Genomic DNA, 21,557 nt, shown 5'->3' with positions numbered 1-21,557 from the left:
GGGACGGGCCTGCCCAGGAGGCGGCCGGTGGCCGGCCCGCCACGAACCCGGGACGCCGCCCCGCACCGGACGGCCGGGACAGCGGCCTCCGCACGGCGGGTGGCGCTGATCCCGGTCATCCCGGTGGCCCCGGCCGTGGCCCGGCCCCCCCGGCGGACCCGACGTATCCGACCCCGGTCAGCGGCGGCCCGCGTCCCGACCCGACGCCGCCGGCTGGCAACCGGCCGGTCCTCCCCGACTCCCGCGCCGGTCGTGGCCGCCGGGCGGCAGCCGACCCGGCGCCGGTCGAGCCCACCGGCGGACACCCGGGTGGCCCCGTCGCGCCGGAACGCCCCACCGGCCGGCGGCGTGCCGCCGAGCCGGCGCAGCCACTGGTGCCGAAGAGCGGCAACGCGCCGCCGCTGCCGCCACCGACCGCGCCCGCATCCGCCGGGCGTGACCCGCAGGGGCGGCACGGCCAGCGCCCCGAGGCCGCCCAACCCGCCGCCCGGCGGGGCACGCCGCCGCCCGGCCCAGCGCGGGGAGCGGCCCGCCCGGCCGTCGTCCCGCCGGTTCCCGCGACCGGTCCGGCCCGGCCGGCCGAGCCCGGCCCCGGACCGGGCGTACGCCCCGGCGACGCCGGTACCGGGCCAGCCGCTCACACCCCCCGGCCGGACGCCGGGATGCACGCCGCCCCGGTACCCGGGCAGCCCGGCCGGGCCGCCGCTCCCGGTGGGCGCGCTGCCGTGCCCGCCGCGGAGCGGTCTGGCCCGGCCGGTGCCGCCGGCCGGGCGGGAGTGCCCGTCCCCGAGCAGGCCGGCCGCGCCAGCGTTGCCGTACCCGACCAGGGCACGCGCCCCGGCGCGCCGGTCGACCCGCAGGGCGCCCGGGCCGGCCAGCACGCCGGCCGGCCCGAGCCCACCCCGGACCAGGTTGCGGGCCGCCGTTCCGCCGGCACGCGGCGGCCGGCCGATGCTGGACGGCCGGCGTCTCCCGGCGGGCCCGCGCCGGGCCTGGCCCCACGACCCGGCGCTGCCGTCCCGGTCCCAGGGGGGTCGCCCGAGCCCGGCCCACCCGGTGCTGCGCGTCCGGGTGGCCCGGCGCCGACCCGGGGCGCGGCGCGTCCGGAGGGGCCCGCCACCGCGGCGGCCCGACCGCCTGCCCGAGCCGAGGATCCGCGCCGCGACGGCCCCCCGCCGGTGGGTAGGCCGCCCGGCGGCCCCGGCCAGCCGGCGGTCGCCCGGGCCGCCGCCCCGGTGGCCCGACCCGACGAGGCCGGCCGCGCGACGCCGCCCCAGCGGCAGCCCGGTCGGGCGGACGCCGCCGGTGCGGCCCCCGTCCCGCCGCAGTCCCGTCCCGAGCAGCCGGTGCCGGCGCGCGCGGCGGCCGTCGTGCCGACGGACGCCGGAGCGCGGGCGGCGGAACCGGTGAGCGTTCCGCCGCTGCGCCCGGTCGCCGAGGAGGAGCCGCCGACCGAGGGCCCCGCCGGTGGGCTCAGCGGTGCCCGCTCCGAGCTACGCCGCCGGATGCGGGAGCGTCGGCGGTTGCGGCTGGGCATCCTGGTCCTGGTCAGCCTGGTGCTGCTCGGCGCGCTGCCGCTCTACTTCGGTATCCGTACGCTCAGCCGCGATCCGGTCTTCGGCACTCTCGACGAGCTGGACGTGCCGAGCTGGGCGGCGGTCGAGCCGGTGGACAACGTCAGCGGCAACCGCTGGTGCCTGCAGGACTGCCGGCTGCGGGAGCGCACCGTCGAGTCGGAGCGTTCGCCCGAGGAGACCGCCCGGGTGTACGAGGCGGCGCTGCGCAAGGACGGCTGGGAGCCGTGGAAGGTCGACCTCTGCCCGCAGCAGCCCGACAAGGGCAACTACACCTGCTGGCGACAGGACGAACTCACCCTCGACCTGTGGGTGCGCGCGCCCTCTTGTCTGCCGCCGCCGGTCGACGGTGCCCCGGCGGTGCCGCCGTCGCCACTGCCGTCCGCGCCGGCCCCGCCGGCCCCGCCCGCAGCGGGGGAGTGTGCCGGATCGTTGGTGTCGATGAAGGTCCGCAACGCGATCGACGACGACCGTACCCGACCCCAACCCAGCACCGACCCCTCCCTCACCGGTGAGGACCCGTTCCCGACGCTCACGGAGGATCCGCTCGGCGAGCCGACACCCTCACCGTCCTGAACCGGTTTTCATCACGGACGGTAGGGTCTGGGGCTGGCGGGCCCGCCCGCGGCCGCTGACCGTGGCTGGTTGGCGTGTGCCGGTGTGGGCAGGACGGTCGCGCGTTGCGGGCACGGGCCCGCAACGCCTGCTTGAGGAGGACATGCGCGTGGATGGTGGACAGATCGCTGCGCTGATCGCGGCCGGCGCGTTCCTGATGCTGGTGCTCGTGCTGGCGGTGCCGATCCTGCGACTGCGGCACACCGTGGACGCCGCGACCCGGATGATCAACGACCTGAACGACCAGACCGGTCCGCTGCTGGGTGACGTGAACACCACCGTGAAGAACGTCAACACCGCCCTGGAACAGGTGCAGACCTCGCTCGACGGGGTGAACCTCCAGCTCGCCAAGGTGGACACGATGACCAGCCACGCGCAGAACGTGACCGCGAACGTGGCGAACCTGGCGACCGTCGTCTCCGCCGCCGCGGCCAACCCGCTGGTCAAGGTCGCCGCCTTCGGTTACGGGGTGCGCCGGGCCGCGGCGGCCCGGCGGCACGCCGAGACCGAGCGTGAGGTGCGCGACACCATCAAGCAGCAGCGTCGCGCCGCCAAGCGGGGCAACGGCTGAGCCGGCCGGGGCGAGCGGGAGGATTGGGAGCATGAGGCGACTGTTCTGGCTGGGCATCGGGTTGGCCGTGGGTGTGGTGGTGGTCCGCAAGGCGACCCGCACCGCGCAGGCGTACACCCCCGCCGGCATCGCGAGCGGGCTGTCGGAATCGGCTGGCAGCCTGGTCGAGTCGCTGCGTAGCTTCGTGGAGGACGTCCGGGTCGGGATGGCCGAGCGCGAGCAGGAGATCCACGAGGCGTTCGCCCGCGGCGAGGCGTTCGACGACCAGTTCGCCGAGCTGCGGGACGACCCGCGCATCGGCGGGCGAGAGATCTTTCCGGAGGAGCACCAGCGATGAAGACGGCGGAGATCAAGCGGCGGTACCTCGCCCACTTCGAGGCGAACGGCCATGCCGTGGTGCCGTCCGCTCCGCTGCCCGCCATCAACGACCCGAACCTGCTGTTCGTCAACGCCGGCATGGTGCAGTTCGTGCCCTACTTCCTGGGCCAGCAGACCCCGCCGTACACCCGCGCGGTCAGCGTCCAGAAGTGCATCCGCACACCGGACATCGACGAGGTCGGCAAGACCAGCCGGCACGGCACGTTCTTCCAGATGAACGGCAACTTCTCCTTCGGTGACTACTTCAAGGCCGGGGCGATCCCGCTCGCCTGGGAGCTGGTCACCAAGCCGGTCGACGCCGGCGGTTTCGGGCTGGATCCGGAGCGGATCTGGCCGACCGTCTATCTCGACGACGACGAGGCCTTCGGCATCTGGCGGTCGGTGGGAGTGCCGGCCGAGCGGATCGTGCGGCGGGGCAAGAAGGACAACTTCTGGCACATGGGCATTCCGGGCCCGGCCGGGCCCTGCTCCGAGCTGTTCTACGACCGGGGCCCGTCCTACGGTCGCGAGGGCGGACCGGAGGTCGACGAGGACCGGTACATGGAGTTCTGGAACCTCGTCTTCATGCAGTACGACATCGCCGACGTCCGGAGCAAGGAGGAGTTCCGGATCGTCGGTGGCCTGCCGGCGAAGAACATCGACACCGGGATGGGCCTGGAGCGGATGGCCTCCATCCTCCAGGGCGTCGACAACCTGTACGAGATCGACGAGGTCCGGCCGATCCTGGAGCGGGCGGCGGAGCTGACCGGCAAGCGGTACGGCGCCCACTCCGGCCAGGTGGCCAGCGAGTCGCACCCGGACGACGTCCGGCTGCGGGTGGTCGCCGACCACGTCCGCACCGCGCTCATGTTGATCGGCGACGGGGTGACCCCGTCCAACGAGGGGCGCGGTTACGTGCTGCGCCGCATCATGCGCCGGGCCATCCGGGCGGTGCGGCTGCTGGGCTACCAGGACCGGGCGTTGCCCGAGCTGCTGCCGGTGGCACGGGACTGCATGTCCCCGTCGTACCCGGAGCTGGCCGAGGAGTACGACCGGATTTCGCAGTACGCGTACGCGGAGGAGGACGCCTTCCTGGCGACGCTGCGCGCCGGGACGACGATCCTGGACACCGCGATCGCCGAGACCAAGTCGGCGGGGAAGCCGGCGCTCTCCGGTGACAAGGCGTTCCAACTGCACGACACCTACGGTTTCCCGATCGACCTGACCCTGGAGATCGCGGCCGAGCAGGGCCTGGCGGTCGACTCGGAGGGCTTCCGCCGGTTGATGGCCGACCAGCGCAACCGGGCCAAGGCCGACGCGCAGGCCCGCAAGACCGGGCACACCGACGTGACGGCGTACCGTTCGGTGCTGGATGCCGGCGGTGCGGTCGAGTTCACCGGCTACACCGAGCTGAACCGGGAGTCCCGGGTCCGCGCGCTGCTCTCCGGCGGGGCCCAGGTCGCCGCGGCGGTCGAGGGCGACACCGTCGAGCTGGTCCTGGACACCACCCCGTTCTACGCCGAGGGCGGTGGCCAGCAGCCCGACCAGGGCCTGATCACCGTGGGCGGTGGCCAGGTCGAGGTCTTCGACGTGCAGCAGCCGGTGCCGGGCCTGATCGTGCACCGGGCCAAGGTGCTCCGCGGTGAGGTGCGCGCCGGCGAGACCGGGTACGCCGAGATCGACGTGAGCCGGCGGCGGGCGATCTCCCGCTCGCACACCGCCACCCACCTGGTGCACCAGACGATGCGTAACTTTCTCGGCGAGTCGGCGACCCAGGCGGGTTCGCTGAACGCGCCGGGCCGGCTGCGGTTCGACTTCAACACCCCGACCGGGGTGGCGCCGAGCGTGCTGCACGACGTGGAGCAGCAGGTCAACGAGGTGCTCCTGGCGGACCTGGAGGTGCATGCCTTCGTCACCACCCAGGAGGAGGCGCGCCGGATCGGTGCGATGGCGCTCTTCGGCGAGAAGTACGGCGAGCGGGTCCGGGTCGTCGAGGTCGGCGACTACGCCCGTGAGCTGTGCGGCGGCACGCACGTGGCCCGTTCGGCCCAGCTCGGCCTGGTCAAGATCCTTTCCGAGTCGTCGGTGGGTTCCGGGGTCCGGCGCATCGAAGCCCTGGTGGGCATGGACGCGTTCGGTTTCCTGGCCCGTGAGCACCTGCTGGTCTCACGGCTGGCGGAGCTGTTCCGGGTGCCGGGCGACCAGGTCGCCGACCGGGTCGAGCAGACCGTGACCCAGCTGCGCGACGCCGAGAAGGAGCTGGAGAAGCTCCGCGCCCAGCTGGTGCTGGGTGGGGCGGCGGCGCTGGCCGGGCAGGCCAGGGACGTGCGGGGCGTGGCGTACGTGGGCACCGAGGCGCCGGAGGGCGCGGCCGGCAACGACGTGCGTACCCTCGCCCAGGAGATTCGCGGCAAGATCGATCCGGCGCGGCCGGCGGTGGTCGCGGTGGCCGCCCGGGCCAACGGCAAGGCATCCCTGGTGGTGGCGGTGAACGCGGCGGCCCGCAGTCGTGGCCTGGCCGCGAACGACCTGGTCAAGGCGGCTTTCTCCGGCCGGGGCGGGGGCAGTCCGGACGTCGCCCAGGGCGGCGGCCTGCCGGCAGCCGAGGCGCCGAACCTGCTGCTGACCGTCGAGAAGTCGATCGCCGAGGCGTGATGTCTTCGGCCGGGAGCCAGGGCGGACCGAGCGGGTCTGCCCTGGCTCGTCGTATCAGGGGGGTGTCCGGCGGTGGGTGAGCTGTCCCGGGGCGTCCGGCTGGGGGTGGATGTCGGGCAGGTTCGGGTCGGAGTGTCCCGGTCCGATCCGCACGGGATCCTGGCGACTCCGCTGGTCACCCTCGCCCGTGACCTGACGGCGGCAGCGGACGCCGTGCCGACTGACCTGGCCGAACTCGCCCACCTCGTGGCTGAGCACGAGGCGGTCGAGGTCGTCGTCGGCCTCCCGATCAACCTCGCCGGCCGGCACGGACCGGCCGCCCAGCACGTGACGGCCTACGCGAACCGTTTGGCCGAGGTGGTGGCACCGGTTCCGGTGACGCTCACCGACGAGAGGATGTCCACGGTCGTCGCATCTCGTAGGCTGTCGGAGCGGGGCGTCCGGGGAAAGCGCCAACGCGCGGTGGTCGATCAGGCCGCCGCGGTCGAGATCCTGCAGAGCTGGCTAGACGCGCAGCGGAGGCGGACGGAATGATCGACGATCTGGACCTCGGGTTCGACGAGCAGGAGAGGGGGGAGAAGGGGCGGCACCGGCGCGGCTTCCGCAAGCGCAACGGCAAGTCGGGTGGCGTGGGTAAGACGGTTTTCGCCCTGGTCATCGCGCTGGTGTTGCTGGGCGGCATCGGCGGTGGCGCGTTCTACGGCTTCGACCGGATCCAGAACTACTTCGTCACCCCCGACTACGACGGCACGGGGAAGGGCGAGGCCACGGTCGAGGTGAAGCAGGGCGCCCTGATCGCCGACATCGGTGACGCGCTCGTCGCCGCGGACGTGGTGAAGAGCACCAAGGCGTTCATCGAGGCGGCCGAGGAGAACTCCCGGGCCAAGAACATCCAGCCCGGGCTCTACAAGGTGCGTAAGCAGATGAGCGCGGAGAGTGCGCTCGCCATGCTGCTGGACCGGAAGAACAAGATCACCAATCAGGTGACGATTCCCGAGGGCCGCACCGCCAAGGACACCTACAAGCTGCTCTCCGACAAGACCAAGATCCCGGTCAAGGAGTTCGAGGCCGCCGCGAAGGACCCGGAGGCGCTCGGCGTTCCGGACTGGTGGTTCGTCCGCAAGGACGGCAAGAAGGTCATTAAGTCGATCGAGGGTTTCCTCTACCCGGACACCTACGAGATCGCGCCGAACGCGACGGCCGAGACGATCCTCAGGACCATGGTCGACCATTTCCTGACCGTCACCGGCGAGATGAAGTTCGCCGAGGAAGTGGAGAGCGGCCTGGGTGGGGTCTCGCCGTACGAGGCGCTGATCGTGGCGTCACTGGCCCAGGCGGAGGCCGGTAACAAGGAAGACCTCGGCAAGGTCGCCCGGGTGGCATACAACCGGGTCTACAAGGGCAACTTCCCCTGCGGCTGCCTGGAGATGGACGTCACGGTCAACTACTACTACCAGTTGATCGGCAAGAAGACGCTCAGCTCCAAGGAGATGGGGCCTGCGGAGATGGACAACCCGAAGAACCCGTACAACCGCAAGCTGCGCGGCATGCTGCCCACCCCGATCAACAACCCGGGCAAGGAAGCGCTGGCGGGGGCGGCTAACCCGCCCAAGGGTAACTGGCTCTTCTTTGTCGCCATCGACAAGGAGGGGCACTCCGCGTTCGCGGAGACGTACGAGGAGCAGAGGCGCAACGAGGAGAAGGCCCGCAAGGCCGGCATCATCTGACGGGTTACGCTTCCGCCGGCCGAATCGTGAGCCGGGAAGCGGGGGAGTGACGTGACGGCGGTGCACAGGGCGGCGGTGGTCGGCAAGCCGATCGCGCACTCCCTCTCCCCGGTGATCCACAACGCCGGTTACGTCGCCGCCGGGCTTACCGGCTGGTCGTACACCCGGATCGAGTGCGCGGCCGACGAGGTGCCGGCCCTGGTCGCCGGCCTGGGCCCGGAGTGGGCCGGGCTGTCGGTGACCATGCCGGGCAAGGAGGCGGCGCTCGCGGTCGCCGACCTGGCGTCGCCGGTCGCCGCCGCCGTCGGTGCCGCCAACACCCTGGTACGCCGACCCGACCGCTCCTGGTACGCCGACAACACCGACGTGTCCGGCATGGTGGAGGTGCTCACCTCGGCCGGGGTGAGCGCCGGCGGCACGGTGACCGTGCTCGGCGCGGGCGGCACCGCGCGGGCGGCGCTCGCCGCGGCGGCCCGGCTCGGCGCCGCTGGGGTGACCGTGGTGGCCCGGCGGGCCGCGGCGGTCGACGAGCTGCGGCCGGTGGCCGACGCGCTCGGGGTGCCCCTGACCGGCGCCGGCTGGGACACGGCGGCGACCCACGCCACCGCCGACGTGGTGGTCTCCACCGTCCCGAAGGGTGTCGCCGACCCGCTCGCCCACCAAGTTCGGTGGCGTGCGGGCACCGTCGTCTTCGACGCCCTCTACGATCCGTGGCCGACCCCGCTGGCCGCCGCGGCGTCCGCCGCCGGCTGCCGGGTGGTCTCCGGGCTCGATCTGCTGCTGGCGCAGGCGGTCGGCCAGTTCGAGCAGTTCACCGGCGTCCCCGCGCCCCGCGCGGCGATGGCCGAGGCGCTCGCCGCGCACCGCGCCCGCTGAACCCGGTGGCAGCCGTCGGGCATCCGTCCGGGCGACGGACGGCGGGGCGCGGCGTCGATACGCTGCTGCCGGTAGCCGTCACCGACCCGGGGGGTGTCCCGTGAGCAGGCCTGGACTCCACCGCGCGGTCGCCCGGCTCGGCGCGCGCCGCAGGCCCGTCGCCCTGGGGGTGCTCGGCGCCGGCGTGGTCGCCGCCGTGGCGGCCACGATGATGCCGCTGGTGGCGGCCGAGGTGCCGCCGGTGGTGCTCGCCGCCGTCGCCGACACCACCGTCACCCAGGTGCCGCAGGACGGCGACAACGGGGTGAAGACGACGCTCGCCAGCTGCCCCCGCCTGTGCGACGGCAACCGCAACGGCCGCCGGGACGCCCTGGTCGGGTTCGTGGTCCGCGGCCTGCCCGCCGACGCGGTGCGCGTCCGCGCCACCCTGCGGATGTACACCTGGCGGACGGTCGCCTCCCGGGTCCGTGTCCACCCGGCGCGGGGCGGGACCGACGGCCCGGGAGACTGGGAGCGGCGGCCCGTGCTCGCCGCCGCGGTGGCCGCGCGGGAGCAGGTCACGGCCGGTTTCAACGAGTTCGACGTCTCCGCCGCGGTCACCGGCAACGGCCCGGTGGCCTTCGCCCTCGTCCAGGAGACCGGACGCAGCCGGATCTACTGGGCCTCCCGCGAGAACGGCACGGCCTCCGTCCGGCCGCACCTGGTGCTGGCCTACGAGCGGGCCCCGGGAGTGGCTCCGGCCCGCAGCGTCGCGCTGCCCGTGCCGTCGGCGACGTTCGGCGCCGCGCCCGCGCGCCCCGTCCCGTCCCGTGTGCCCGCGCCGACCCGACCGGTCGCGCCACCGGCCGGCAGCCTTCCGCCGCCGACCTCCGCCCCCGGCAGCCAGGTCCCGGGCTGGCGGCTCGTCTGGTCCGACGAGTTCGACGGCCCGACGCTGGACCGGTCGAAGTGGAACCTGCGCGACAACGAGGGCCGCGACATCGACCGTGGCTGCAACGTCGACGAACCGGACAACACCTTCGTCTCCGGCGGGTCGCTCACCCTGCGCGCCCAACGGGAGACCGTGACGTGCGGCTCGCAGACCCGGCAGTACACCCAGAGCTACCTGGACACCATCGGCCGGCACTCGTTCCGGTACGGCCGGTTCGAGGTGCGGGCGCAGTCGCCCAACGGGCCGGTCGGGTCACGGGGTCTGTGGCCGGCGTTCTGGCTGCGTCCCGAGGACGGCGGGCGCGGTGAGATCGACGTGGTCGAGCTGCCCGGCGGCAGCGACTGGTACCACGCCGCCACACTCGGCATCTTCTACGACTACAGCCCGGTCAAGCAGGACGTGCGTTACGCCTTCCCCGTCGGGCACCCGGGGGACGGGTTCCACACCTACACTACCGAGTGGGAACCGGACGCGATCCGCTGGTACGTCGACGGCCGGCTGGTCTGGCAGCGGGACCGCACCACCACGCCGTGGTTCGACGAGGTCTTCCACAAGCCGTACAACCTGCGGTTGAACGTCCAGGTGGGCGGCTGGCTCGGCAACCCCGACCCCGCGACCCGCTTCCCGGCCGACTTCCGGGTGGACTACGTACGGGTCTGGCAACGCTGACGGCACCGTGGCGGTGGCCTGACCGCGGTCGGCCGCCGGGCCGGCGGGTGTCCGCACGGCCTATCGTGTCGGCCAGCGTCAGCCCACGGGCGGAAGGCAGGGCGGCATGACGGTGCACCGGGCGGCGGATCCACGGGACCGGTCGGACGGCATCGGCTGGGTGAGCCGGGCCATCTTCGGCGACCCCCGGCTGTGGCTGGACGTCTCCACCACGGCGTCCCCACCGCCGCCCGGTCACCGGGTCGCCGCCCGGTACGCCGTGGTGCCGTCCGTGGCGCGGGCGAGGTTCCTGCTGCCACTGGCCTCCCGCCGGGTCGGGGCCGCCTCGACCCTGGCGTACAACGCGCTGCGACCGCCCCGGGTGCGGGTCAACCGGCTCGCGGTCGGGATCCTGGCCGGCCTGGGCGGCACCGGCCTGGCCCGGATGCCGGTGCTGACCGTCGCCGTGCCCGACCGGGTCGACCCGGCGGAGCTGCTGCTCACCCACGAGCTGAGCCGTTCGGCCGGGTGCCGGCTGCACGCGGCGATCGGGATCCGGCCCCCGGACCCACACCACAAGCCGACCCTGCAACTCTTCGACGACCGGGGAGCCCCCCGGGGGTACGCGAAGATCGGGTGGAACGACGCGACGCGGGCGATGGTCGCGGCGGAGGCCGCCGCGCTGCGCGAGCTGCCCCGCGACGGCGGTGACTTTCCGGACGTGCCGCGACTGGAGCGGGAGCTGCGCTGGCGCGACCTGGCGGTGACCCTGGTCGCGCCGATGCCGCGTCGGGTGCGCCGGCTGCCTCACCCGTACCGGCCGAGGGTGGCCGCGATGCTGGCCGTCGCGCGTCGGGGAGGTCCGCCGGCCGCGCCCCGGCTGCTGGCCGGTTCGCCCTTTATGGCCGACCTGGTCGCCCGCGCCGAGCGGGCCGGTGGGCCGGTCCGCGCCGCCGTGGCGGCGCTGGCCGCGCGGGACGGCACGGTGGGACTGGAGTTCGGTGACTGGCACGGCGACTGGGTGCCGTGGAACCTGGGTGTCCACCGTGGTCGGCTGATGGTCTGGGACTGGGAGAACAGCGGACCGCACCGTCCGGTCGGCTTCGATCTCGCCCATCAGGGGTTCCAGAGTGCCCTGTCATTGGGAGACCGGCCGGTGCCGCAGGCGGCGGCGGAGATGGACGAGGTGCTCGCCCGGCACGGACAGGTGTGCGGCCTCGACGGGGTCCGCCGCCGGTTGGTCGGCGACGCCTACCTCGTCGAGCTGTGGCTGCGTACGGCGGAGTTGGCGGCCGGTGGGGGCGGCTGGAGCCGGCGGTTGCATCCCGCGCTGCTGGAGCTGCTCGCCGAGCGGCTCGGGCCGGCGACCTGAATACCCGCAGGCCCGGTGACCGGCACGCAACTGTCCGTTCCCCGACCGAAGATGGCGGAAAAATCGCAGGTGAGGCACCCGCGCTACCGCTGAACCCACGGGTTCCACTACTGTGGCACCGCCCGATCATCGCCGCTGGGGCGGCGTGGTCGACGTGGTTCCGGGTGGCGTGGGGCGTCGCCGGACTCTCCGGGTGTGGGGCAGGTTCGGCCGTCGGCCGGCAGGGCAGGGAGAGCGATGACAACGGCAGCGCACGCCGGGCGAGGGGCCGCCCGGTGGACAGACGTCGGCGGGTACGCCGTGCGGAGCGGCGGTGACCGCCGATGATCCTCATCTACGCGCTCGGGGCACTGTCGGTGGTGCTGCCTCTCGTGCTGGTGCCGGCGCTGGCCCGCCGGGTGCCCGCGGTGCGGGCCGGCCGGCCGGCGTGGCGACTCCGGGTCGCCGTCGCCGGGCTCACCGACGCGTTCGGCCGGGTCGGGGCGGCGCTGGTGCTGCTGCTGGCCGGTTGCGCCGCGGTGGTCGCCGTCTGCTGGCCGCTCGGCGAGGCGTTGGCCCGGCTCGAACCGCAGGTCGACCACCCGGTCTTCGAGTACGTGCACGCCCGCCGCGTCGCCACCTGGGCGGAGCTGAACTCCTTCTACACCGCGCTGGGCGACCGCTACCCGCTGAAGTGGGTCACCGGGGTCGCCGCGCTGGTCTTCGCCGTGCTGTGGCGGCGCCGCCAGTGGTGGGTGCCGCTGCTCGCGATGCCGCTGCAGTTCATCGTGGAGCAGTACGTGCAGGCGATCCTGGCGACCATGGTCGACCGGGGGCACCCGCCGACCGACCTGGGCACCTACCCGTCGGGCGGGTGCGCCCGGATCATGTCGACCTTCGGCACCATCGCCGTGTTGGCCATGCTGACCTGGCGCATCCCGCGCGCGGGCCGGGTGGCCCTGATGACCGGGGTGGTGACGCTGGTCAGCATGGAGGGCTACACCCGGATCTACGCCGAGAAGCACTGGCTGACCGACGTGATCGGCGGGTGGATCTTCGCCGTGCTGCTGTTCGGGGTGACGGCGCTGGCGCTGCTCGTCGCCGAGGGGCGGATCCGGCCGCCGGTGCCACGGGCCGTGCCCGTCCGCGAGAGCGTCCCGACCGGCGGCTGAACCCCGGGGCGGGCGCAGCGCCCCCTCGACCCGCGACGACCGACACCCCTCGACACGGAAGTGGGCACGACGTGACCACCCTTCTCGTCGCCTCCACCGGGGGACACCTCGCGGAGTTGCACGACCTCGCGCCGCGCCTCGGCGTGCAGGACGACTGCGTCTGGGTCACCTTCGACTCGCCGCAGAGCCGTTCCCTGCTCGACGGCCAGGAGGTCATCCACGTCCCGCCGGCGACCACCCGGGACGTGGCGGGCGCGCTGCGTGACCTGTTCGCCGCCCGGCGGGTGCTGGGCGGTGGCCGGTTCCGCCGGGTGATCAGCACCGGCGCCAGCGTGGCCGCGTCGTTCTTCCTGCCGGCCGCAGGGCGTGGCCTGGCCTGCCACTACATCGAGAGCGCCACCCGTACCGAAGGGCCCTCGCTGACCGGACGCCTGGTCGCCGGGCTGCCCCGCACCCAGCTCTACACCCAGTACCCGGGCTGGGCGAGGGGCCGGTGGCGGTACGGCGGCTCCATCTTCGACGGCTACGCCCCTTCCCGACGGCCCGAGCCCCGGCCGGTGTCGCGGATCGTGGTGGCGCTCGGCACCCACGACCGGTTCGGTTTCCCGCGCCTGCTGGCCCGCCTGGTCGACGTCCTGCCCCGGGAGGCGGAGATCCTCTGGCAGGTGGGGGCGACCGAGGTGCCGCGGATGCCCGCCGGCGCCCGCCGGCAGGTGCCGTACGCGGAGATGCAGCAGGCCATCCGGGAGGCGGACGTGGTGGTGACCCACGCCGGGGTCGGCTCCGCGCTGGCGGCGATGCGCGCCGGGCACCGCGCGATCTACGTGCCCCGGCGCCGGGCGCACGGGGAACACGTCGACGACCACCAGGTCGAGATGGCCCGCGAGCTGGGCCGGCGCGGGCTGGTGCTGGCCCGGGAGGCCGACGCGATCACCGTCGAGGACCTGGCGGAGGCGGCGTCGTGGACGGTCGGCACGGCCGGTTCCGTTCTCCCGTTCCGGTGGGCGGCGTGACGTCCGGCACGCCCACCGGTCGACGTCGTCGACGCGCGGAGCGACCCGTACGGACGGAGCGGACCGAGCCGCCACCGAAGTGGACCGGTCGGTTGATGGTGCGACAAATCCGGACGCAGCAAGCTATGCAGGATCTCACTTCATCATTGGGGGAATCAGTGCTTCTCCGAACGTCGTCGCGATCGGGTCGACGGTGGCTCGCCGTGCTTGCCGCGCCGGTGCTGCTCGCCGGTCTGCTCGCGGTGCCCGCCCAGGCGGGGCCGCTCACCCCGGTCGCCATGGCCCTGACCAACCCGAATCCCGTGGACAACACCCCGCACGCGCAGAACGGGGACGCGAAGGCCTTCGCCGAGATCGGCTCCACGATCTACGTCGGCGGCTCCTTCACCTCGGTGAAGGCCGCGGGTGCCGCGAGCTGGACGACCCGCAACTACCTCTTCGCCTACGACAAGGCAACCGGGGCGTTGAAGACGACCTTCGCCCCGCAGCTCGACGGCGCGGTGCACGCCCTGGCGATCAGCCCGGACGGCAGGCTGATCGTCGGCGGCGCGTTCAAGACGGTCAACGGCGTGGAACGCAAGAACCTCGTGCAGCTGGACCCGAACACCGGCGCCACCATCGCCTCCTGGGTCGGCCGCAGCGACGGTGGCCTGGTCCGGCGGACCGTCGTCGCCGGTGACAAGCTCTACATCGCCGGCGCGTTCGCCTGGGTCAACGGCACCGCGCACTCACTGCTGGCCCGGCTCGACGCCCGTACCGGCGCGATCGACCCGACCTTCCAGATCGACGCCAGCGTGGCCCGTACCGAACAGCAGCTGGTCTGGGGCCTGGACGTCGCGCCGGACGGCAACACCCTGGTCGCGGTCGGCAACTTCACCAAGGTCAACGGCCTCGACCGTAACCAGGTGGTGCTGGTCGAGGGGCTCAAGGGCACGCCGAAGGTCGCCAACTGGAGCACCCAGCGGTACGTGGCGCCCTGCACGATCAGAGGGTTCCCGTTCTACGCCCGGGACGTCGACTTCTCCGACGACGGCAGCTACTTCGTGATCGCCGCCGACGGCGGCCGGTCCGCCGGGGCGTACTGCGACACGATCGCCCGGTTCGAGTCCGCCGCCCGGGGTGCGGCCATCGACGGCACCTGGGTCAACGACACCGGGCACGACTCGGTGACCTCGATCGAGGCCGCCGACAACGTGGTCTACGTCGGCGGGCACTTCCGCTGGCTGAACAACGCCAACGGCGACGACTCCGCCGGTGCCGGCGCCATCAACCGGTACGGCCTGGGCGCGCTCGACCCGATCAACGGCATGCCGCTGGTGTGGAACCCGACCCGCTCCGGCGCCCCGTCGGGCACCACCGCCTGGGGCCCGATCGTGTGGGAGCTGTGGCGTGGCAGCGACGGCATCTACGCCGGGTTCGACAGCGACGGCCTCGGCAACGAGTACCACGGCCGGCTGGGCCTCTTCCCGCTCGCCAGCGGGCGGACCGTCCCGGCCACCAACGCGCCGGCGGCGGCCTCCGGCTACCTCTACCTCGGCACCGGCAACGGCCAGACGACGAAGGTCTCGTTCAACGGCACCACCATCGGCCCCCCGGTCACCAGCAGCCAGCCGAACCTGACCGCCGCCGGCGCGGCGTTCTCGATCGGCGACAGGCTCTACTGGTCCAGGACCGACGCCGCCGCTCCCCAGGGCAGCTCCCTCCAGGTGTCGGCGTTCACCGGCGGCACGGTGGGCGCCCCGTGGGTCAGCAGCGGCTTCAACGACTGGTACAAGCCGTCGACCATGAGCGGGGCGTTCTACCTCGACGGGCGGATGTACTACACCAGGGCCGGCACCGGCAAGCTGTTCTACCGCTACCTGGAGCCGGACGGCTCGATCATCGGCTGCACCGAGTTCACCCTGCCCAGCGTCGGCCTGAACTGGGCAAACGTGCGGGGCATGGCCTGGGTCAACGGCAAGCTCGTGTACGGCAACACCGACGGCGCCCTGCGCTCCGTGCCGTTCGACGGCACCGCCGTCGACGGCGCCGGGGCGGTCCTCGTCGCGATGTCGAGGACACCGATCGGCTCTTCCACCCGCAGTGTCGCGTACCTGTCGCCCCGGGGCGTCACGCCGCCGAAGTGGACGAGCCCGACGTTGTTCTTCGCCACCTCCTGACCGGTTCGACGACCACCGGGCGGTCCGTCGGTGTCCCCGTGACACCGGCGGACCGCCCGTATCGCAACGAGCCGGTCGGCTGTCGACCGCCGGCGGCCGTTCGGCGAGAATGAGACGACCACCTGCCCCGCGCGGTCGTCACCCGGCCGTTCCGGCCGCCCACCCCTCATCGTGCAAGGACCTGACTGATGGACGTGACCGACGTCGCTTCCGCCCGGCAACGCCCGGTCGGCCTCGTCGAGCTGGCCCGCATACCGCTGCGCCGGTGGCGGATCGTGCTCGCCTCCGCGGCGCTGGTGCTGCTGGCCGTACTCGGCTACCTGTTCGTGCTGCCGGCGACGTACACGGCGACGACGGCCGTGGTGGTCCGGCCGGTGGTCACCGACCCGTTCTCGGTGCAGTCCGTCGCCGCCGACCGGGCGGTGAACATGACGGCCGAGAGCGGCATCGCCACCAGCAACGACGTCATCGACCGGGTCGCCGGCATCACCGACCGGGACCAGGAGGACGTGGCCGACGCCCTGGAGGTCGAGACGCCGGTCGGCGGTCAGGTGATGCGCTTCAGCTACGCCGGGCGCAGCGAGCGGGAGGCGGTCGAGGGCGCGAACGGCGCCGCCCAGGCCTACCTGGAGCTGCGCAAGGGCATGTACGAGAACCAGCGCGCGGCGGTGCTCAAGTCGTACGACGACACCATCGCCGTGGTCACCGCCCAACGCGCCACCACCCAGAAGGCGCTGCCGAGCAGCCAGGTGTCGAGCAACCCCTCGCCGCGCACCAGCGCCCTGCTGGACCAGCTCCGGGCGCTCAACGACCAGCTCGCCACCCTCGCGGAGCAGCGGTCCAAGGTGGCCTCGGCCGACCTGAGCCCGGGTTCGGTGACCAGCGCCGCCCGTACCCCGGTTCCGTCCAGCCGGGACGCCGCGCCGCTGATCCTGCTGGCGGGCCTGCTCGGTGGCCTGCTGCTGGGCGGGCTGGTGGCCTTCGTCCTGGAATCGCTGGACCGCCGGGTGCGTACCGCCGCGGACGCCACCGCGGTGATCGGCGCGCCGCTGCTCGGCACGGTCCGTCGCGGCCCGGGTGGGCAGCCCGACGAGGCCGACCTGCGGTACCTGGTGCTCGCCCTGGCCCGCTGGCTGGACGGGCCGCAGCGCACCCCGCTGGTGGTGCTCTCGTCCGCCGCCGACGAGGGCCGGGAGCAGATCAGTGCCGGCCTCGCCGTGGTGCTCGCCGCCGCCGGCCACGAGGTGCGCCTCGGTCTCACCCCGGAGGCCGTGGACCGGATCCGTCCGTTGATGCTGGACGCGCAGCGTCGCAACCCGCCGGTGGAGCCGGCCCGCACCCAGGTGCCCCGGCCCCGGCCGGCGCCCGCGGCCACGCCGGTGCCGGCGGCCACCGTGTCGCCCGGCGCGGGCGGCGGCCCGGAGGACACCATGGTGATCCCGGCGGTCCGCAAGCCCCGCCCGTTCCCGAGCACGCCCGAGACGAACGGGGTGTACCGGTCCACCACGAGCGAGGAGACCCAGGTCATTCCGCCCGCGTCCCGGTCCGGTCCGGACGCCGGCGGCGCGGCGGAGGGGGTGGAGCTGCGGATCGGCACCGGCAGGGTGCACCTGGTCAACCTCGACAGCCCCTCCTCGGCAGGGCTCACCCTGCTCGACGCTCCGCCGGCGCTGCACGACGAACGCGGCGTGCGGGCCGCCCGGGAGGGCCGGGCGGTGCTGGTCACCGCCCGGGACATCACCCGCGTCCAGCAGCTGACCCAGCTGGTGGAGCGGCTGCGGTCGGTCGGGGTGGAGCCGTTCGGGTTCGTGGTGACCGGAGCGGGACGTGACTGACCGTGACCGGCCGGAAGCTGGTCCGGCGTACCCGCCGGTGACCGTGGTGGTGGCCACCCGGGACCGTCCGGGGCTGCTGGAACGCGCGGTCCGGGCGGTCCTGGACCAGGACCATCCCGGCCCGGTGGAGTGCCTGGTGGTCTACGACCACACCGACATCCGCCCGCTCGACCTGCCGGTGCCGGCGAACCGCACCCTGCGGTACGTGGCCAACAGCCGGTCCCGGGGGCTGCCGGGTGGCCGGAACACCGGCGTGGCGGCGGCCAGCCACGAACTGGTCGCGTTCTGTGACGACGACGACTTCTGGCTGGCGGCCAAGCTGCGCCGCCAGGTGGCGCTGCTCACCGAGCGGCCCGACGCCGCCGCGGCCAGCTGCGGCATCCGGCTGGAGGGCCCCGGCGTCGCCAAGGAACGCCGCCTCGCCGCCGCCGAGGTGACCCTGGCCGACTTCATCGAGGACCGGGTCATGGAGGTGCACTCCAGCACCCTGCTGATCCGCCGGTCCACCTGGGACGCCGTCGGCCCGGTCGACGAGGAGCTGCCCGGCGGCTACGGCGAGGACTACGAGTGGCTGCTGCGGATCGCCGCGCACGGCCCGGTGGTGGTCGTGCCGGAGGTGCTGGTGGTGGTGGACTGGCACGGCGGCTCGTTCTTCTTCGGCCGCTGGGCGATGATCGTGGAGGCCACCCGGTACCTGCTCGACAAGCATCCCGAGCTGGCCGGCAGCCGTAGGGGACTGGCCCGGTTGCACGGGCAGATCGCCTTCGCGCTGGCCTCGGGGCGGCGCCGCCGGGAGGCGGTGCGCGAGCTGGGCCGGGTGCTGCGGCTGAACCCGCGCGAGAAGCGGGTGCTGGTGACCGTGCCCGTGGTGCTCGGGCTGCTCTCCGGGGAGCAGGTGCTGCGGCTGGCCCAGCGGACGGGGCGGGGTGTCTGACCGAGGGCCCGGGAACGCCACGTCGCCCGGGAGCACCACCACGCCGCCCTCCGGCCCGCCGCCGCTGCCCTTCTGGCCGCTGACCGTCATGTTCGCACTGGTCCCGCTCTGGTGGGCGCTGGGCGCGTTCTACCTGGGCTGGGCCGTGTTCGGCGCCGTCCTGCTGGCCCTGCTGGTCGCCCGGGGCCGGGTGCCGCTGCCCGCCGGCGCCGCCTGCTGGCTGGTCTTCCTCGTCCTGGTGCTGGCCAGCGCCACCCGGCTGGACCGGGTCACCGCGTACCTCACCTTCGGGCTGCGCTACGGCTTCCTGGTGACCGCCCTGGTGGTCTGCGTGTACGTGTACACCCTGGTCCGGGAGGGCGCCCCCTGGGAGCGGGTGCTGCGCCCGCTCGGCTGGTACTGGCTGGGCATCGTGGGGCTGGGTTGGCTCGCCGTGTTCGCGTCCAGCTTCGCGCTGACCACGCCGGTGGAGATGGCGCTGCCGGCCAGCGTCTCCGGCCAGCGCTACATCCAGGCGCTGACCCACGTCCGGCTCAACGAGTTCAACCCGGTGTCGCGAACGCCGATCTACCGCACCGCCGCGCCCTACCCCTACACCAACAACTGGGGTACGGCGTACGCGCTGCTGGTGCCGTGCGTGCTGGCGTACCTGACCTCGGTGCGCACCGGCCGGTTCCGGGCGGTGCTGTGGCTGTCGCTGCCGCTGTCGGTGGTGCCGGCGTTCCTGACGCTCAACCGGGGCATGTTCGTCGGCCTCGGCGCCGGCCTGCTCTACCTGGCGCTGCGTGCCCTGGTCCGGGGCAACGCCCGGCTGATCGTGTCGATCGCCGGGCTGGTGCTGCTGGTGTGGATCGTCAGCCTGGTCGTGCCCGTCCAGGAGATGATCAACGCCCGGGTCAGCACCACCGACACCAACATCGACCGGCTGGACCTGTACGTGCGCACCTGGCAGGCGGTGCAACAGTCGCCGCTGCTCGGCTACGGCGCGCCGAAGAGCGTCGACACCACGCTGGCCGAGGAGCCGCTGGGCACCCAGGGCCTGGTCTGGCAGATCCTCTACAGTCACGGCATCCCGGCGCTGGTGGTCTTCCTCGGCTGGCTGGTGCTGGTCGCCCGGCGGCTGGCCGCCGCCGTCTCGCCGGCCGGGCACTGGCTGAGCACCGTGCCGGTGATCGCGCTGGTGGTGATCCCCGTCTACGCGTACATCGATCCCAACCTGTCGATCATCTTCTTCGCCGTGGGCGCCGGGCTCGCCGCGGTCGCCGGGCCCGTCAACCGGGCTCCGGTCGGCCCGTCGAGCATGGCCCGGCCGGCGCCGCTGACCCCGTGGCGTACCCGCAGCGTCGGCCGCGCCGCGGTGCCGCCCGGACCGGGCCGGCCGAGGCGGGCGACCGGCATCGCCGCCGTCCCGCTGCGCACGGCGGTGCGCGGCGCGGTCCGCCGGGTGACCGGCGCGGCCGGGCCGGCCACCGCCCCGGGCGGGACGTCGGCCGCGCCGCCACCGTCCGCGCCCGCCGCGCCCGCGCCGTCGGGGCCGCCCGCGCAGCGATCGGTCGCGGAGGCGCCGCACGGGGGAGGCGCGACATGACCGCCGGGGGCACGCCGGTCACGGCCGTCACCGCTGCCGACCGGACCAGCGGAGACCGCGAGGTACGCCGTGGCACGCGCAACGGGATGGTGGGGCTCGCCGGGGCCGCCGTCAACGGCCTGCTCGGCTTCCTGCTCACCGTGGTGATCGTCCGAGGGCTCGGGCCGGCCGGCTCGGGCGCGATGTTCACCGCGATCGGGGTGGTGGCCATCATGGGGGTGCTTTGCTGCGCCGGCGCGGACACCGCACTGGTCTGGATGCTGCCCCGGCGTACCCGCGGTCCGGACGGGGACGCGGCCCGGCTGCTGCCGGTGGCCCTGGCTCCGACGCTGCTGCTTGCCGCCGTCGTGGCGGCCACCGGCGTCGTCTGCTCCGGAGCGCTCGCCCCGATGCTCTTCGACCCCGGCACGGCAGAGGGTGGTGACCTGCTCCGGCTCGCCTTCACCAGCCTGCCTGTCGTGGTGGCGATGACCGTGCTGCTCGCCGCCGTGCGGGCGGTTCGCCCGGTCGCCGCGCTGGTGGCCGTGCAGTACGCGCTCGTCCCGGCGGCCCGCCCGGCGCTGGTGCTCGCCGCGCTCCTCGCTGGGGCGGGGGTGACCGTGGTGTTCGCCGGCTGGCTCGCCCCGGTGGCGCTGGCCGTGCTGGCCTGCGGGGTGCTGCTGCTGCGCCCGCTCGGCCTGACCGCCGGCGCGCGGCTGCGCCCGGCCCGGGGGGACTGGCGGACGCTGTGGGGCTTCGCCCTGCCCCGGGCCGCCTCCGCCACCATCGACGCCAGCAGCATGTGGTTGACGGTGCTGCTCACGGCCGCGCTCGCCGACCAGTCCGAGGCGGGCGTGATCGGTGCGGTCGGCCGTTACGCTCTCGCCGGTCTGCTCATCATGCAGGGTCTGCGGGTGGCCGTCGCGCCGCAGCTGTCCCGGTTGCTCGGCCAAGGCCGCACCGCCGAGGCGGTGGCCGTCTACCGGCGGATCACCGTGGTGATCATTGCGCTCTCCTGGCCGGGCTACCTGCTTCTGGCGTTCTTCGCGCCGGGCTTCCTACGACTGTTCGGCGCGGAGTTCACCATCGGCGCCACCGCGATGGCCGTGCTCGCCGGGGCGATGATGGTCAACTCCGGCACCGGGATCGTGCAGACGCTGCTGCTGATGAGTGGCAGCAGCGGGCAACACCTGCTGGCCGCCGCGACCGGCCTGCTGCTCAACGTCGGCCTCGCCGTGGCGCTGATCCCGGCGCACGGTGCGTTCGGCGCGGCCGTGGCGTGGACCGCCGGAATCGTGGCGGAGAACCTGCTCGCCACCCTCGCCGCCCGCCGGGTGGTCGGCGTACCGCTGGTCACCCGGTCGGTGCTGGTCACCGCTGGGCTCGCCGGCACCGGCACCGCCGTGCTGGCCGCGGCGGTGGCGGCGGTCGCCGGCCGCGAGGTGGCCGGGCTGTTCCTCACCCTCGGGGTGATGGCGCTGCTCGCCGCCGTACCGCTGCTGCACCCCCGGGTACGCCGGCAGGCACGCGCGGCGGCGTCCGCGCTGCGGGATCGGGGACCGGTATGACGAG

The 21,557-nt window shown here is 74.0% G+C and carries 16 protein-coding genes and 1 pseudogene; 16 read left to right on the top strand and 1 reads right to left on the bottom strand.

The window, feature by feature from the left end:
- Nucleotides 1-881 (bottom strand): annotated as a pseudogene (locus tag E1165_RS07020) (hypothetical protein); the annotation flags it as partial.
- Between the two features lie 624 nt (nt 882-1,505).
- Between E1165_RS07020 and E1165_RS07015 the strand changes: the two are divergent.
- The 16 genes from E1165_RS07015 to E1165_RS06940 all read left to right on the top strand — a co-directional run bounded on the left by E1165_RS07015 (nt 1,506) and on the right by E1165_RS06940 (nt 21,553).
- Complete coding sequence (locus tag E1165_RS07015; protein WP_132388917.1) at nt 1,506-2,150, top strand: hypothetical protein; 645 nt, start codon at nt 1,506-1,508, stop codon at nt 2,148-2,150.
- A gap of 148 nt (nt 2,151-2,298) precedes the next feature.
- Nucleotides 2,299-2,760 (top strand): DUF948 domain-containing protein, encoded by a 462-nt coding sequence (locus tag E1165_RS07010; RefSeq protein ID WP_132388909.1) that lies wholly within the window; start codon nt 2,299-2,301, stop codon nt 2,758-2,760.
- A gap of 31 nt (nt 2,761-2,791) precedes the next feature.
- Nucleotides 2,792-3,097: a hypothetical protein gene (locus E1165_RS07005; RefSeq protein WP_132388907.1), complete on the top strand. Its 306-nt coding sequence runs from the start codon at nt 2,792-2,794 to the stop codon at nt 3,095-3,097.
- Nucleotides 3,094-5,772: an alanine--tRNA ligase gene (alaS, locus tag E1165_RS07000; RefSeq protein ID WP_132388905.1), complete on the top strand. Its 2,679-nt coding sequence runs from the start codon at nt 3,094-3,096 to the stop codon at nt 5,770-5,772. Before E1165_RS07005 ends, alaS begins: the two co-directional genes overlap by 4 nt.
- Nucleotides 5,773-5,844: 72 nt before the next feature.
- Nucleotides 5,845-6,306, top strand: coding sequence for a Holliday junction resolvase RuvX (ruvX, locus tag E1165_RS06995; protein ID WP_132388903.1), 462 nt, complete (start codon nt 5,845-5,847; stop codon nt 6,304-6,306).
- Nucleotides 6,303-7,499, top strand: coding sequence for an endolytic transglycosylase MltG (mltG, locus tag E1165_RS06990; protein WP_132388901.1), 1,197 nt, complete (start codon nt 6,303-6,305; stop codon nt 7,497-7,499). Before ruvX ends, mltG begins: the two co-directional genes overlap by 4 nt.
- A 51-nt stretch (nt 7,500-7,550) precedes the next feature.
- Nucleotides 7,551-8,375 carry a shikimate dehydrogenase gene (locus tag E1165_RS06985; RefSeq protein WP_132388899.1) on the top strand — a complete coding sequence of 275 codons (825 nt, stop codon included), beginning with the start codon at nt 7,551-7,553 and terminating at the stop codon, nt 8,373-8,375.
- Nucleotides 8,376-8,475: 100 nt separating this feature from the next.
- On the top strand, nt 8,476-9,975 hold the full coding sequence (locus E1165_RS06980; RefSeq protein WP_132388897.1) for a glycoside hydrolase family 16 protein: 1,500 nt from the start codon (nt 8,476-8,478) through the stop codon (nt 9,973-9,975).
- 106 nt (nt 9,976-10,081) lie between these two features.
- Entirely contained in the window at nt 10,082-11,326 is a 1,245-nt protein-coding gene (locus E1165_RS06975; RefSeq protein ID WP_132388895.1) for a hypothetical protein, read from the top strand.
- A 323-nt stretch (nt 11,327-11,649) separates the two neighbouring features.
- Entirely contained in the window at nt 11,650-12,477 is an 828-nt protein-coding gene (locus E1165_RS06970; protein ID WP_132388893.1) for a phosphatase PAP2 family protein, read from the top strand.
- 71 nt (nt 12,478-12,548) lie between these two features.
- On the top strand, nt 12,549-13,490 hold the full coding sequence (locus tag E1165_RS06965) for a glycosyltransferase (protein ID WP_132388891.1): 942 nt from the start codon (nt 12,549-12,551) through the stop codon (nt 13,488-13,490).
- A gap of 203 nt (nt 13,491-13,693) precedes the next feature.
- Nucleotides 13,694-15,649, top strand: a complete 1,956-nt coding sequence (locus E1165_RS06960) for a WD40 repeat domain-containing protein (protein WP_243704629.1) — start codon at nt 13,694-13,696, stop codon at nt 15,647-15,649.
- Nucleotides 15,650-15,837: 188 nt separating this feature from the next.
- On the top strand, nt 15,838-17,484 hold the full coding sequence (locus E1165_RS06955; protein WP_132388887.1) for a Wzz/FepE/Etk N-terminal domain-containing protein: 1,647 nt from the start codon (nt 15,838-15,840) through the stop codon (nt 17,482-17,484).
- Nucleotides 17,477-18,418 (top strand): glycosyltransferase family A protein, encoded by a 942-nt coding sequence (locus E1165_RS06950; protein WP_132388885.1) that lies wholly within the window; start codon nt 17,477-17,479, stop codon nt 18,416-18,418. The genes E1165_RS06955 and E1165_RS06950 overlap by 8 nt, the downstream gene beginning before the upstream one ends.
- 88 nt (nt 18,419-18,506) lie before the next feature.
- Complete coding sequence (locus E1165_RS06945; protein ID WP_207916679.1) at nt 18,507-20,006, top strand: O-antigen ligase; 1,500 nt, start codon at nt 18,507-18,509, stop codon at nt 20,004-20,006.
- Nucleotides 20,003-21,553, top strand: a complete 1,551-nt coding sequence (locus tag E1165_RS06940) for a lipopolysaccharide biosynthesis protein (RefSeq protein ID WP_243704628.1) — start codon at nt 20,003-20,005, stop codon at nt 21,551-21,553. The genes E1165_RS06945 and E1165_RS06940 overlap by 4 nt, the downstream gene beginning before the upstream one ends.
- Nucleotides 21,554-21,557 lie beyond the last annotated feature (4 nt).

It is taken from the genome of Micromonospora sp. KC723 (assembly GCF_004348595.1).
Taxonomy (GTDB): Bacteria; Actinomycetota; Actinomycetes; order Mycobacteriales; family Micromonosporaceae; genus Micromonospora.
Note: the sequence above shows the minus strand (reverse complement) of the source record. Positions and strands in the feature narration are given on the sequence as shown.

Excerpts from the sequence above, each read along its gene's own strand:
- E1165_RS07015 (WP_132388917.1), top strand. The coding sequence starts at position 1,506 with ATGCGGGAGCGTCGGCGGTTGCGGCTGGGCATCCTGGTCCTGGTCAGC.
- E1165_RS07005 (WP_132388907.1), top strand. The coding sequence starts at position 2,792 with ATGAGGCGACTGTTCTGGCTGGGCATCGGGTTGGCCGTGGGTGTGGTG.
- alaS (WP_132388905.1), top strand. The coding sequence starts at position 3,094 with ATGAAGACGGCGGAGATCAAGCGGCGGTACCTCGCCCACTTCGAGGCG.
- mltG (WP_132388901.1), top strand. The coding sequence starts at position 6,303 with ATGATCGACGATCTGGACCTCGGGTTCGACGAGCAGGAGAGGGGGGAG.
- E1165_RS06975 (WP_132388895.1), top strand. The coding sequence starts at position 10,082 with ATGACGGTGCACCGGGCGGCGGATCCACGGGACCGGTCGGACGGCATC.
- E1165_RS06970 (WP_132388893.1), top strand. The coding sequence starts at position 11,650 with ATGATCCTCATCTACGCGCTCGGGGCACTGTCGGTGGTGCTGCCTCTC.
- E1165_RS06955 (WP_132388887.1), top strand. The coding sequence starts at position 15,838 with ATGGACGTGACCGACGTCGCTTCCGCCCGGCAACGCCCGGTCGGCCTC.
- E1165_RS06945 (WP_207916679.1), top strand. The coding sequence starts at position 18,507 with ATGTTCGCACTGGTCCCGCTCTGGTGGGCGCTGGGCGCGTTCTACCTG.
- E1165_RS06940 (WP_243704628.1), top strand. The coding sequence starts at position 20,003 with ATGACCGCCGGGGGCACGCCGGTCACGGCCGTCACCGCTGCCGACCGG.